This is a genomic window from Arthrobacter sp. Leaf141 (assembly GCF_001424565.1).
Lineage (GTDB): Bacteria > Actinomycetota > Actinomycetes > Actinomycetales > Micrococcaceae > Arthrobacter.
On the sequence record NZ_LMOL01000005.1, the window covers coordinates 37035 to 49534 of the forward strand.

The 12500-nt window shown below is 66.6% G+C and carries 10 protein-coding genes; 4 read left to right on the forward strand and 6 right to left on the reverse strand.

Features of this window, described 5'->3' with window-relative positions:
• Positions 1-32 precede the first annotated feature (32 nt).
• From ASF72_RS02745 to acs, 4 genes are all read right to left on the reverse strand, one after another.
• A complete protein-coding gene (locus tag ASF72_RS02745; RefSeq protein WP_050684001.1) occupies positions 33-944 on the reverse strand; it encodes a carbohydrate ABC transporter permease in 912 nt (303 codons plus the stop codon).
• On the reverse strand, positions 941-1912 hold the full coding sequence (locus ASF72_RS02750) for a carbohydrate ABC transporter permease (RefSeq protein ID WP_056596388.1): 972 nt from the start codon (positions 1910-1912) through the stop codon (positions 941-943). The genes ASF72_RS02745 and ASF72_RS02750 overlap by 4 nt, the downstream gene beginning before the upstream one ends.
• Positions 1913-1975: 63 nt before the next feature.
• Positions 1976-3286 (reverse strand): ABC transporter substrate-binding protein, encoded by a 1311-nt coding sequence (locus ASF72_RS02755; RefSeq protein WP_050683999.1) that lies wholly within the window; start codon positions 3284-3286, stop codon positions 1976-1978.
• Positions 3287-3492: 206 nt separating this feature from the next.
• Positions 3493-5490 (reverse strand): acetate--CoA ligase, encoded by a 1998-nt coding sequence (acs, locus tag ASF72_RS02760; protein ID WP_056596391.1) that lies wholly within the window; start codon positions 5488-5490, stop codon positions 3493-3495.
• A gap of 407 nt (positions 5491-5897) precedes the next feature.
• Here acs and ASF72_RS02765 point away from each other — a divergent pair, with 407 nt between their 5' ends.
• From ASF72_RS02765 to ASF72_RS02775, 3 genes are all read left to right on the forward strand, one after another.
• On the forward strand, positions 5898-7334 hold the full coding sequence (locus tag ASF72_RS02765; protein WP_056596394.1) for a hypothetical protein: 1437 nt from the start codon (positions 5898-5900) through the stop codon (positions 7332-7334).
• Positions 7335-7405: 71 nt separating this feature from the next.
• Positions 7406-8200, forward strand: a complete 795-nt coding sequence (gene nth / locus ASF72_RS02770) for an endonuclease III (RefSeq protein WP_056596398.1) — start codon at positions 7406-7408, stop codon at positions 8198-8200.
• Complete coding sequence (locus ASF72_RS02775; protein WP_056596400.1) at positions 8197-8874, forward strand: NUDIX hydrolase; 678 nt, start codon at positions 8197-8199, stop codon at positions 8872-8874. Before nth ends, ASF72_RS02775 begins: the two co-directional genes overlap by 4 nt.
• Positions 8875-8909: 35 nt before the next feature.
• Here the strand turns inward: ASF72_RS02775 and ASF72_RS02780 are convergent, their stop codons facing one another.
• Positions 8910-9101 (reverse strand): YegP family protein, encoded by a 192-nt coding sequence (locus ASF72_RS02780; RefSeq protein ID WP_050683994.1) that lies wholly within the window; start codon positions 9099-9101, stop codon positions 8910-8912.
• A 150-nt stretch (positions 9102-9251) separates the two neighbouring features.
• Positions 9252-10970 (reverse strand): bifunctional 3'-5' exonuclease/DNA polymerase, encoded by a 1719-nt coding sequence (locus tag ASF72_RS02785; protein ID WP_056596404.1) that lies wholly within the window; start codon positions 10968-10970, stop codon positions 9252-9254.
• 142 nt (positions 10971-11112) lie between these two features.
• Here ASF72_RS02785 and ssd point away from each other — a divergent pair, with 142 nt between their 5' ends.
• Entirely contained in the window at positions 11113-12429 is a 1317-nt protein-coding gene (ssd, locus tag ASF72_RS02790) for a septum site-determining protein Ssd (protein WP_327019588.1), read from the forward strand.
• The last annotated feature ends 71 nt before the right edge of the window (positions 12430-12500 follow it).

Consider the following 12500-nt stretch of genomic DNA (forward strand, 5'->3'; position numbering starts at 1 on the left):
GAAGGGCTTTCCCCGTTACCTTCCATCTTGGTCTACCCCTTGCTGGAACCGAGAGTCAGCCCCGCAACAAAGTGCCGCTGGAGCACGAGGTAGATCACCAGCGTGGGGATGACGGTGATAACGGCGCCGGCGGCCAGCAGGTTGTAGTTGTTCAGGAACTGGCCCTGCAGGTTGTTGATGGCCGTGGTGATCGGGAGCCGGTTGCCGCTTTGGATGAACAGCAGCGGCCAGAAGTAGTCGTTGTAGATAAAGATGACCTGCAGGGTGCCCAGTGCGGCGAACGCAGGCCGGCAAAGCGGCATGATGATTTCGCGGTACTGCCGCCAGATGCCAGCACCGTCCACCAGGGCAGCCTCGGTAAGGTCGGCGGACAGGGCCTTCATGTAGTTGGACAGAACAAAGGTGCAGAACCCCATCTGGACCGCAGTGTTGACGGCAATCACCACAATGTAGGTGTTGAGCATGTTGCCCGAATCGCTGAACGAATACGGCACCTCGAAATGTTTGGCCATTTCGAACAGCGGCGCTGCCAGGACCTGCGGCGGGAGCAGGTTGCCGGCGGTGAACATGATGAGCAGCGTGATGTTGAACTTCCAGCTGACCCGGCTGACGGCGAACGCCATGAGCGAGGCGAAGAAGAGCGTCAGCAGCACGGCCGGAACGGTGATGATCACCGAGTTCAGGAAGTAGGTGGAGAAGCCGCCCTGGGTCCAGGCCTGGATGAAGTTGTCGAAGTTGAAGGCTCCGGCCAGGCTGAAGTAGCCGTGCTCGTTGGTGGAGGCCACCGGCCGGAGGGCGGTGAAAACGGACCAGCCCAGCGGAACCAGCCACATGATGGCCAGGACCGTCAGGAAGATGTGTGTTCCGTAGTGGCGTTTGGCCCGGTTGCCGGACCGGCCGGCAGCGCCCTGGCGCGTGGTGGCGCGGGTTGCGGTGGTGCTCATTCTTTGCTCTCCTTGCCGAAGGTGCGGCTGAGGTAGAAAACGATGGGGACGAGGGAGATGACCAGGAGAACCACTGCCAATGCAGAGCCCACGCCGATCACCTGGCCTTCACCCACCAGGTTCTGGATTACCAGCGCGCTGAGCATTTCCAGGCCGTTGGTGCCGCGGTTGATCACGTAGACCACGTCGAACGCGCGCAGCGATTCGATGATGGTGATGACCACAATGACGATGTTGATGGGGCGCATGGCGGGGAACACCACGCGGAAGAACGTCTGGTACGCGTTGGCGCCGTCAATGGAGGCGGCTTCCTTGAGGCTGGGGTCCACGCCTTTGAGCCCGGCCAGGTACAGGAGCATCACGTAGCCGGCGTGGCGCCAGGTGGCGGCGATCATGGCGGCCCAGATGTTCACCGATGAATCCCCGAACCAGTCCACTGCCTGCGGGGTGCCGGCCGTTCCGAGCAGGAAGTTCAGGAGTCCGTTGTCCCGCTGGTAGAAGAGCTGCCAGATGATGCCGATCAGGGCCAGCGACAGCATGACGGGGGCGAAGAAGATGCTTTGGTAGATCTTGCTGCCGCGGATGTTCTGGTCCAGGAGGACAGCCAGGAGCAGGCCCAGCGGGGTGGCCACCAGCGCCAGGAAGCACAGCCACAGCAGGTTGTGCTGGACTGCCGGCCAGAACGGCGGGTAGTCCTGGGTGATGTATTGGTAGTTGTCGACGCCGGCGGGCCGGATATTGCCCAGGTCCAGGCCGTTCCAGCGGGTGAAGCTCAGCCCCACGGACATCAGCATGGGCAGCCACACCAGCATCAGTTCGATCAGGGTGGGGATGCCCACCATCAGGGACAGGACCACTTTGTCCCGGGTGGAGAGCCGGCGGACGCGCCCGCTTTTGGTCTTGCGTGCAGGAGCCCCGGACGGCTCCCGGGATTCCGGCGGAATCAGTTCTCGTGCTGTGGTGCTCATGGAAGTCTTCCCTCTGTCTGTCAGGTGCACGCCGGCAACCGGACCCGGTTGCCGGCGGTGGAACTACTGGGCGGCGTAGAGGGTCTTGGCCTGGGCCTCGAGGTTCTTGACGTCCATGGAACCGTCTTTGATGAAGGCCTGCAGGGCAGGGATCATCACGTTGTTCGCCATGGCCGGGAGGGCATCCCGGTCAAAAAACTGGCTGATGTACTTCGCATCGGCGATGGTGTCGGCGCATTTTTTGTTCAGCGGCGAGAACTTGGACGTGTCCGTGCCCTTGGCGGTGGCGATGTTGGACGCATCCACGGCGGCGTAGGCGTCCTGGGCCTCGGCGGTGCCGAGGAACGCCATGAAGTCGCGGGCGGTCTGGTTCTCGCCGCCCTTCTTGGACAGCAGCAAACCGTCGATGGGGGCTTCGACGGCGTCGCGGCCTTCCATGGCGATCTCCGGGAACGCGAAGAAATCGATGTCGGCCAGGACAGCCGGGTCGGTGAACTGCTGGGTCACGAAGGAGCCCAGCAGGTACATTCCCGTCTTTTTGGCTTCCAGGGCCTTGGCGGCGTCCTGCCAGGTCTGGCCCAGTGCTGCCGGATCCTGGAAGGGGAGCAGTTCGGCCCACGTTTCGAAGACGGAGCTGACCTTGGGCTGGTCCCAGGATTCCTTGTGGGCACAGAGGTCCACATGGAACTGGTAGCCGTTGAGCCGCATGTTCATGTAGTCGAACGTGCCCATGGCGGGCCAGCCGTCCTTGTCAGCGAAGCCGATGGGAATGATCCCGTCCGCCTTCATTTTGGTGGCCAGCGCCTTGAGTGCATCAAAGGTCTCGGGGACCTCGTAGCCCTTCTCGGTCCAGAGGCTCTTCCGATAGAAGAACCCCCACGGGTAGTTGTAGTTGGGGATGAAGTACATCTTGCCGTCAGGTCCGGTGGAGGCCTTCTTCAGGGCGTCGGAGTAGTTGGCCCCGACACTCTCCCAAACATCATCGATGGGGGCCAGCAGGCCCTTTTCGGCGTAGTACTGCATGCGGTAGCCGGCGAACCAGGTGAACGTGTCGTCCGGGGAACCCTGCAGGTAGGAGTTGATCTTGTTCTGGAAATCGTTGTGCGGCACGGTGTTGATGGTGACGGCCTTGCTGTTCTTGGCCGTGAAGGCGTCGGCGACGGCCTGGTAGGCCCGCTTGGGCACATCGTCCGAGGAGCCGGAGCCGAACGTCAAACCGGAGGAGCTGCTGCCCGATGCGGAGGGGCCGCTGCCGCCGGTGCATGCTGCCAGGAACGGGATACCGGCAAGTCCGGCTGCACCGACCCCGACCGTTTTGAGGATGGTCCGCCTGCTGGGAAAAGCAGCCGCCGACGCATCAAACTTTGAAGCCATGTTCTCTCCCTTGAAAAATAGCCGTGTGTGAGACACCTCACACGACCTGACTATAACCTCTCAAAAGTGAACATGGAAGCACGTGAAATAACACTTTGGCGTCGGGAAATTTTTGAATCGTCACAAAAGGCAGCGGCCCCTTGATCGCCGTCCTGACGGGGATCATGGGGCCGCTGTGATGGCCCGCCGGGGCCATGCTGCGGGTGTTACTTTTTGAGTGAAGCTGCGATCTGCTGCATCACCGTGTTGTCCGCCAGGGTGGTGGCGTCCCCCGGGTCGCGGCCTTCGGCAACGTCCTTGAGGAGTCGCCGCATGATTTTTCCGGAGCGGGTTTTGGGCAGCTCCGGGACCACCAGGATGTTCTTCGGTTTGGCGATCGGACCGATTTCCTTGCCCACGTGGTTCCGCAACTCCTGGACCGTGGCGTCGCCGTCGTCCACGGCATCCCCGCGGAGGATGACAAACGCAACAACGGCCTGGCCTGTGGTCTCGTCAGCGGCACCCACCACGGCTGCCTCGGCAACAGCGGGGTGCGAGACCAGGGCGGATTCGATCTCGGTAGTGGAAAGCCGGTGGCCGGAGACGTTCATGACGTCATCCACCCGGCCCAGGAGCCAGATGTCGCCGTCCTCGTCCTTTTTGGCGCCGTCCCCGGCGAAGTACATGGTCTCGAAACGGGACCAGTAGGTTTCCTTGAAGCGTTCGGGGTCGCCCCAGATGCCACGCAGCATGGCCGGCCAGGGTTCGCGGATCACCAGGAAGCCGCCGTGGCCGTTCGGGACCGACTGGCCCATCTCGTCCACCACGTCCACGGCGATGCCGGGCAGCGGAACCTGGGCGGAGCCGGGCTTCGCGGCCGTGACTCCCGGGAGCGGGGCGATCATCTGGGCGCCCGTCTCGGTCTGCCACCAGGTATCCACGATGGGGGTCCGGTCCCCGCCGATGACCTTCCGGTACCACATCCATGCCTCGGGGTTGATGGATTCCCCCACGGACCCCAGGAGCCGGAGGGAAGACAAGTCGTACTTGTCCGGGATGTCCCGGCCCCACTTCATGAACGTGCGGATGGCCGTGGGCGCCGTGTAGAGGATGGAGACCTTGTACTTCTCCACGATTTCCCACCAGCGGCCCTGGTGCGGGGAATCGGGGGTGCCCTCGTACATCACCTGGGTGGCGCCGTTGATGAGCGGGGCGTAGGCGACGTAGGAATGCCCGGTGACCCAGCCGACGTCGGCCGTGCACCAGTACACGTCCGTTTCCGGATGCAGGTCGAACACCGCCCGGTGCGTGTAGGCGGTCTGGGTCAGGTAGCCGCCGGTGGTGTGGAGGATGCCTTTGGGCTTGCCCGTGGTGCCGGAGGTGTAAAGGATAAACAGCGGGTGCTCGGAATCATGGCCCACCGCGGTGTGCTCGGTGGATGCCGTTTCCACGGTGTCCGCCCACCACAGGTCCCGGCCTTCGTGCCAGTCCACGTCCTGGCCGTTGCGCTTGACCACCACCACGTTCTGCACGGTGTGGCCATCGGCGGCGAGGGCCTGGTCCACTGCCGTCTTCAAGGCGCTGGGCTTGCCGCGGCGGTACGTGCCGTCCGCGGTGACCACCAGTTTTGCTTCGGCGTCATCGATCCGGGAGCGGAGCGCATCCGCCGAGAAGCCGCCGAACACCACCGAGTGGACGGCCCCGATCCGGGCGCAGGCCAGCAGGGTGATGACGGCTTCCGGGATCATGGGGAGGTACACGGCCACCCTGTCGCCCTTGGCCACACCCAGGGACTCGAAGGCGTTGGCGGCCTTCTTTACTTCCTCGGTGAGCTGCGCGTAGGTGTAGGTGCGGGTGTCGCCGGGTTCGCCCTCAAAATAGATGGCAACGCGATCGCCCAGGCCGTTTTCCACGTGCCGGTCCAGCGCGTTGTAGGCGGCGTTGACTTCGCCTCCCACGAACCACTTCGCGAACGGCGGGTTGGACCAGTCCAGGGCTTCGGTGAAGTCCTTGTCCCAGGTGAGCAGTTCACGGGCCTTCCTGGCCCAGAAGGCGGGCCGGTCCGCTGCGGCATCCTCGTATTCCTGCGCGGAGACCACGGCGCCGGCGGCGAACTCCGGGCTGGGCGGGAAGGTGCGGGTCTCGTGCAGCAGGTTTTCGAAAGCATCGCCCTGTTGCTGGCCTGCCGGAGCGGTGGCCGTGGAGCTTGGAGTGTCCTGGGACATGTGAACCTCATCATTCATCGATCTTTGCTGCGCGGGACACCGGGCAGGCCGGGTCCGGCCGTTGCGCGGCGCCGGGCACGGGCCAGTCACGGGCATCCCGCAAAGAGCTGTTCCGGAATCAAGCGTAATGCTTGATGCCGGGCCCTGTGTGCCGTGTCACAGACCGGCCCGCGAGCGGCAGCCATTAAGCGGTGAATGGTGTTGGCGGCGAATTTTTTTGGCATCCGTGGCGGCGCGTGGCCAGCTAGTGAACAGGTGGGCTGTTGGCTAGGCTGAGATGGAATCGTGACTTTACTGCAGTGCGCTTCGGCAAGGCCCTTCCAGGGCCCGCCGCTGCGGATCCGCTGCCACGACGGCGCCATCTGGGTTCCCCCGGACCCTGGCGCCGCCACGCTAAGGAGAGACAAATGAACCAGCAGAGCTTCGGCCAAAAGACCGGCCCCGAGACGAAGGCAGGGCCCGGCGCAGGTCCAGCGGGCAGCGCAGCGCCCGGTGGGCAGACCGGAAACCCGTCCGGTACGGTCAACCCGGTGCCCGGCAATGACACCAACCAGGCAGTGACGGGTCCGTTCACCGTCCGGGACCTCGCTGTCTTTGCTGCCACGCTGGTCATGTTCGTCGCCTCGCTGCTGCCAATATTCGGCGGCTTGAACCTGTGGAACCTGAACAACCTCTTTTTCCTGGGCCTGGGCATCGTCCTTCCGCTGGGCGTCAGCGCGCTTTTCGCCTCCCGCCGGTTGGCGCCAACCACCAGGATCCGGGTGGGCTCGCTGTCCATCGACCAGTTCGCATCCGTGGTGGCCTCCTTTGCGGTGGCCTTCTTCTTCCTGGCCGCAGCCAGCAGCTACGCCCCGGTGTTCCTTGTGGGCCTAATCGGCGCCTTGATCCTTTTTGCCGCCACGGTGCTGGGCCGGTTCCTGCCGTACATCTCCGCTGACTTCAAGGGCCGCGCCGAAGCGCCCGCCCACGTGGTGGCCCGCGAGGCCGCCGTGCCGGTTCAGAAGCCCCGCACCCCCAAGGCCCCGAAGCCTGAGGCCGTCACCAAAACGGGCACCGGTTCGACCACCGCAGGCGCCACCCCGGCCGGTTCCACCACGCCGGGCCTGGGTGGAAAAGTGTTTGGTGGGTCCGGCACGGGTTCGTCCGCTGTACCGGCTGCCGGATCCAGCAATGGTCCTGCCGCGACGGCTGCGGCCGGTGCCGCCGCGCCCGCCGCGCCCGCCGCGCCCGCCGCGCCCGCTGCCTCCACCGGTGCAACTGCCGGCAGCGTCGGCGCCTCGTCCGCCGCAGCAGCGGGATCCGCCGCATCCGTCCCCTCCGCATCCGGTACCGCCGCGCAGGCCGGACGCACCTCCGGTGACTCAGGACCCGCGACCCAGGCCGCCGACGTCGTCCGCCCCGCAGCTGCCACCGCAGACGAACCCCACCATCACGGTTCTGCTGCCGCCAACGCGTCCGCGGCCCCCGCCACCGGCGTACTTCCGGCCAGCACGCCGGCCGCCGCCGGTTCGTCCGCCCCCGGGGACCCGGCCGGGCAGCGCACGGAGCCGCCGGCAGCCACCGCAGTGCATCAGCAGGTCCGCCGCGATGAGCCCATCGGCGCCACCGTGGATCCCGCGAACCGGCCCGAAGAGCAGGACGACCAGCCTGCCCACGAGGCCTTCTGGTTCGCCGTGGCCCAGCACCGCACCGCGTTCGATCCCCGTTCCGGCGAACCGGCATTTGTGATCGAACCCGGCGGCTGGGTCCTGGCCCTGGAGGACCGAGGGAACGAGTTCCTGGTCCAGCACACCGACGGCCGGCTGGGTATCCTTCGCGACCTCAGCAACATCGAGCGCGGCTAACTTCCATGGCCGCGCCCCGGGTTGCGAAAACACCGGCGGCGGTTCCGCCAGCCGCAGGGCAAGCCACCGGGATGCCGGTGGTTTCGTCCGAGTCGGTGCTTGCCCTGAAACGGCGGGCGCGGCGCATCAACAGGGCACTGGCGGAGAAGTATCCGTACGCCCATGCCGAACTCGACTTCCGCAATCCGTTTGAGCTGCTGGTGGCCACCGTGCTGTCCGCGCAAACCACCGACGTGATGGTCAACCAGATCACGCCGCTGCTCTTTAACCGGTTCCCGGACCCCCAGGCCATGGCGGAGGCCGAAGCCGAAGAGCTTGAAGCCATCATCAAGCCCACCGGATTCTTCCGGGCCAAGGCACGGAACCTCCTGGCCCTTGCCACCCGGCTGGTGGACGAATACGACGGCGTGGTCCCCGGCCGCCTTGATGCGTTGGTGACCCTCCCCGGGGTGGGCCGGAAGACGGCAAACGTGGTGTTGGGCAACGCGTTCGGTGTTCCGGGGATCACGGTGGACACGCACTTCGGCCGGCTGTCCCGGCGGTTCGGGTGGACGCAGTCCGAGGATCCTGTGCGGATCGAATCGGACGTGGCGGAGCTCTTCGAACCCAAGGACTGGACCATGCTGTCCCACCGCGTGGTGTTCCACGGCCGCCGCGTCTGCCACTCCCGGAAGCCTGCCTGCGGGGCCTGCCCGGTCGCCAACTGGTGCCCCAGTTACGGCCTGGGCGAGACGGATCCGGCCAAGGCAGCCAAGCTCCTGAAATATGAGCTGGCGCCCGGCAGTGAGGCACTCCTGGAACGGTTGCTGGCGGAGACGGGCAATGCTGCCGAAATCCGGATGGAATCCCAGAGAAGGAACCCTTGAGCGCCCGCAACGACCTGATGGATCTTGCCAGGCGGGTTGCCGGCGGCACAAACCCCGCACCGGATCCGCGGTGGGCTGCACTGACAGTTGATGCGCAGACCGCCCGCGAAGCCGCGGTGCTGATGCTGTTCGGACAGTTGGACGATGTTCCGGCCGTATCCGGCAAGCCCTTGGCGCCGGCAGACCTAGATGTGCTGTTGCTGGAGCGGGCCCACACCCTGGGCTCTCATCCGGGGCAGGTTGCCTTCCCCGGCGGCGGCCTGGACGCGGGGGAATCAGCGGTGGCGGCGGCACTGCGGGAAGCCGAGGAGGAAACGGGACTGGACCCGGCCGGCGTCGAAGTGCTGGGTACCCTGCAGCAGCTCGGACTGGCGTACAGCAACTTCCTGGTGACGCCCGTGCTGGGCTGGTGGCAGGCACCCTCGCCTGTGCACGTCGTTGACTACGGCGAGTCAGCCCAGGTTTTCCGGGTACCGGTGCGCGACCTGCTGGACCCGGACAACCGCGCCATGGCCACCGTGCACCGTGCAGGCCGGACCTTCGACAGCCCGGCGTTTGTGGTTAACGGGGTGGTGGTGTGGGGTTTCACCGGCATTGTCCTGAGCGGGCTCTTTGACCAGCTTGGCTGGGCCGTCCCGTGGGACCATGACCGGCTGCACCCGATGGACGGGTGACGGCTGGTTCCGATTGCGGCTGGTTCCGATTCCGGTCAGGCCTGCTGCTGGCGCAGGTCCACCACAATTCCGGTGGCTGCATTTTCCCGCATGGCCTTGACGCCGTCCCGGAGCGTAGCCAGGGACTTGAAGTTCGGTGAGACGGCCACCGTATTGCCCTCTGCGTCGGTGAGCCGCAGCCTGTACGAGTTGTCGCCAACCCGGTGAATTTCGAATCTGCCAGCCATCGACCGGACCTCCTGTGTGCGTCATTGCATACGTCATCGCAGCACCGGTCTGCATCAGTCGCCAGTAAAAACTGTAGTGGGCGTCACAGTGCCCGTCGAGCTACCGCCCGGTAGGTTACTCCGGGTTCCGTAGCATCCGGCGCGTGTTGACTACTTGGCGTTGTCGTAGGAGTCCACCACGGCTACGCTGACCGGAAATTCCACCGGAATCCGGCCGAACAGCAGCTCCTTGGCGGCGCTGGCGGCGTCCTCGATGGCCTGGATGCACGCCCCCACCGCCGCTTCCGGTGCGTGGACCATCACTTCGTCGTGCAGGAAAAAGACGAGTTCCGCCCCGGCCGCACCGTCCGCCCGGATGGTGCGCAGCCGCCGTCGTAATTCCGCGAGCCAGCACGCCGCCCAATCCGCGGCGGAGCCCTGGACCACAAAATTCCGGGTGAACCGCCCTCGTGAGCGGGCAATGGACTCGGCGCGGCGCTGTTCCTCGGCGGTGGTGGACTGCTGGCTCCGGTACCACAGGGGAGACGGCGGCGGGCTGCTTCGGCCCAGCCGGGTGGTGACGGTTCCGCCCGCTTCACCTGCGCGGGCGGCGCGTTCCACAAAGTCCACGGCACGCGGATACGTCCGGGCGAGCTGCGGCATCAGCCGGCCGGCTTCCCCGGAGGTGGCCCCGTACATGGCCCCCAGCAGGGCCATTTTGGCTTTGGCGCGGTCGCCGCCGAAACCCTTGGCCGCGATCCCGGCATACAGGTCCTGGTCCCGGGCGGCCTCGGCCATCACCGTGTCCTGGGCCAGGGCCACCAGGACCCGGGGTTCAAGCTGCGAGGCGTCAGCAACGATCAGCTTGTGGCCCGGATTGGCGTGGACGGCGCCTCGGACCTGGCGCGGAATCTGCAGGGCGCCGCCGCCCCGTGAGGCCCAGCGGCCCGACACCACACCGCCCACCACGTATTCGGGCCGGAACCGGCCGCCGGCAACCCAGGCGTCCAGCCAGGCCCAGCCGTTCGCCGAATGCAGCCGGGAAAGCTTTTTGTATTCCAGCAAGGGGCCGATGGCGGGATGGTTGGATTCCTTCAGTTCCCACTGCCGGGTGCTTTTGACCTCGATGCCGCTGCGGTGCAGGGCGCGCATCAGCTCCTGCGGTGAATCGGGGTTCAAACCGGGAGCGTTCAGCAGCCCGCGCAGTTCGCCGGCCAGCTGTTCGAGCTTTACGGGGCGGCGGCCGGCGGCAGGGCGCGGGCCGAGGTAGCCTGCCAGCAGATCCTCGTGCAGGTCCTCCCGCCACGGAACACCCGCGTGCTGCATTTCGGCGGCGATCATGGCCGCCGCGGATTCGGCAGCAAGCAGCAGGAAAAGCCGGTTGCGCCGGTTATCCTCCGTGCCGGCCTGCGCCAGGGTGTCCTGTTGGGCCGCGTATTCCAGCCGCAGCTCATCAGGCGTGAATCGTGGCGTGGCATTGGTGCCGGGGTCCTCGAACAGGGCGCCCTGGTCTGCCGGGGGAGGAGGCGGCAGTAACGCTTTGGGCGGGAGAAGGGTGTCCTCGGCGGGCGTCCGGTCGGCACTTTTCGCATACGCCGTGTGGGCGGTGAACTCCGAGAAAGCCAGGATGTTGCCGCACAAGGACAAGTCGTAGCAGCGTTCCAGCTCCACCCCTGCACCGAGAAGCGCCGGGTACCAGTCCTGGGTGCGGTGCCAGATCCAGCGGGGCGCCTGCCCGCCCGGTGTGTTGTTTTCCAGGCCGCGGACGACGGCGGCCAGTTCCGCTGCGGGGATCAGCTGCGGTTCCGGATTGGCTGGCAGTGGATCGCCTGCCTGGGTGAGCTCCTGCAGTGACGCGCCGTTGGGGTGGGCGGCGAGCAGCAGGTACATGCTCCAATTGTGCCCTGTCCGGCGGGGGTTCCTGATCGGTGGCCCGGGTTGGGGCGCGGGTGGCCGGCGCTGCGGCGCGGGTTTTCCACATAGGGGCAGGGGCACCTGCCGGGTGTGTGCATTTCGGTGGAAAGTGGCAGTCATGAGCAAGCACCAGCTGGGTCCGCCCCACCCGGGATCAGGGACTTCGGAACTTCCCACCACAGGCGGCAGCGTTGACGCGTCCGGCGCCCACGTTCGGATGGCACCCGCTGGACCTGCTGGATCTGGCGAACCTGCCGAGACCGCCGCACGACGGTCCGCAGCGTCGGGTTCGGCCGGATTTTTTGGGACCAGCCTCCGGGGCCGGACCCGCTCCCGTCCACAGGACAGCGATGAGCCGGCGGGTGTGTGGCTGCCCGGGGAAGCAGGGGAGGTACTGCTTTTCACCGGATCCGGCTTTCTGCGGGCGGAAGTGGAGCGGATCGCTGCAGCAGCGGGCGCCCATCTTCGGATCGCAGCGGATTCAGGAGAGGCCGCGCGCTACTGGGACCAGGTGCACTCGGTACTCGTGGGAAGCGATATCAGGGCGCTGCCGCCGCGGCGCAGGGCGCCAGCCGTCGTCATCGGGCTGGACGGGGAAGGCGACAGCCTCTGGCACCTGGCCGCGGCCTTGGGGGCCGAGCGTGTTGCCGTCCTTCCGGATGCTGCCGCCTGGCTTGCCGGCCATCTCAGCCGGGCGCGGGCCCCGGGACCCGGCGGTTTGGTCCTCGGGGTGACAGGAGGCTGCGGCGGGGCCGGGGCAACCACCGCCGCCATCTGGATTGCGCAGGCCGCAGCAGCCCTGGGGGCAAGGGTGCTGCTGGTGGATGGCGATCCGTGGGGTGGCGGGCTGGAACTCGCCCTTGCGGCCGAGGAATCGCCCGGCCTCCGCTGGCCTGATCTTGCCGAGGCGCGCGGCAGCATCGACTCCGCCCAACTGGCGGACGCGCTGCCCGTCTGCGGAGGTTTCGCGTTCCTGTCCTGGCCCGCCAGCCGGGAGCAACCAGTGTCTGTGCCACCGGCAACCACGGCGGGTGTTTTGGAAGCGGCCCGCCGGGGCTACGAATTGGTGGTGGTGGACATCGGCCGGGGCTCCGGTCCGTTGCGGACTTTCGCCTGGGACTGCGACCGCATCATGGTGGTGGTCCCGGCCCAGCTGAAAGCGGCCGTGGCTGCTGTCCGGTTGCTTCACGAACTGCCACCAGTGGAGGCTTCGCTATTGATCCGGAGCCGGCGCGGGGCAGACCTGGACGCGTTGCAGATCTCCGATGCCGTGGGGCTCCCGGCGCACGGCCGGTTACCGGACGTGCGCGGCGTGGCTGCGGCAACCGAGTCGGGCCAGCTTCTGGGCCTGGGCAGGCGTCGCCGCGTCAGGGCCTTTACGGCCGCGGTTTTGGATGGCCTGGGCGACGGCCTGCCCGGTGAGGAAGGACCGTGAGGGAACGGGCCGAGCCTTGGGGAGGGGAGGAGGGAGGCGACCGCGATGCAGTGCAGGCGCGCCGAGCCTGG

Excerpts from the sequence above, each read along its gene's own strand:
- ASF72_RS02745 (WP_050684001.1), bottom strand. The coding sequence starts at position 944 with ATGAGCACCACCGCAACCCGCGCCACCACGCGCCAGGGCGCTGCCGGC.
- ASF72_RS02750 (WP_056596388.1), bottom strand. The coding sequence starts at position 1,912 with ATGAGCACCACAGCACGAGAACTGATTCCGCCGGAATCCCGGGAGCCG.
- ASF72_RS02755 (WP_050683999.1), bottom strand. The coding sequence starts at position 3,286 with ATGGCTTCAAAGTTTGATGCGTCGGCGGCTGCTTTTCCCAGCAGGCGG.
- acs (WP_056596391.1), bottom strand. The coding sequence starts at position 5,490 with ATGTCCCAGGACACTCCAAGCTCCACGGCCACCGCTCCGGCAGGCCAG.
- ASF72_RS02765 (WP_056596394.1), top strand. The coding sequence starts at position 5,898 with ATGAACCAGCAGAGCTTCGGCCAAAAGACCGGCCCCGAGACGAAGGCA.
- nth (WP_056596398.1), top strand. The coding sequence starts at position 7,406 with ATGCCGGTGGTTTCGTCCGAGTCGGTGCTTGCCCTGAAACGGCGGGCG.
- ASF72_RS02780 (WP_050683994.1), bottom strand. The coding sequence starts at position 9,101 with ATGGCTGGCAGATTCGAAATTCACCGGGTTGGCGACAACTCGTACAGG.
- ASF72_RS02785 (WP_056596404.1), bottom strand. The coding sequence starts at position 10,970 with ATGTACCTGCTGCTCGCCGCCCACCCCAACGGCGCGTCACTGCAGGAG.
- ssd (WP_327019588.1), top strand. The coding sequence starts at position 11,113 with ATGAGCAAGCACCAGCTGGGTCCGCCCCACCCGGGATCAGGGACTTCG.